Genomic DNA, 247 nt, shown 5'->3' with positions numbered 1-247 from the left:
TTTATTGCGCCGCAAATATCGCGGCTCGTGGATCGCCTCGGTCAGACGCGCATCGTCGTGCCGACGACGGTGATCGCCGTGCTCGCCTTCGCAGTGCTGATCGCGGCGGCCAACCAGGACTGGCCGAGCTCCTTGGTGATCGCCACGGTGCTGACTTCCGTGGTGGCGAAAGTGGCGCCGATGAAGATCAGGGCGAACGTTATGACCTGAACCGGCCGCAGGCGGATCGCCGAGCCGCGTGAACCAT

General features: G+C 64.4%; 2 pseudogenes. One reads left to right on the top strand and one right to left on the bottom strand.

Annotated features, from left to right (window positions below):
* Positions 1 to 126, top strand: a pseudogene (locus EN738_RS35185) (MFS transporter); the annotation flags it as partial.
* Here EN738_RS35185 and EN738_RS35180 read toward each other — a convergent pair.
* Positions 120 to 247: pseudogene (locus EN738_RS35180) on the bottom strand (MFS transporter); the annotation flags it as partial. The pseudogenes EN738_RS35185 and EN738_RS35180 sit on opposite strands and share 7 nt — an antisense overlap.

This window comes from Mesorhizobium sp. M4B.F.Ca.ET.017.02.2.1 (assembly GCF_003998955.1).
GTDB lineage: Bacteria > Pseudomonadota > Alphaproteobacteria > Rhizobiales > Rhizobiaceae > Mesorhizobium > Mesorhizobium abyssinicae.
Note: the sequence above shows the minus strand (reverse complement) of the source record. Positions and strands in the feature narration are given on the sequence as shown.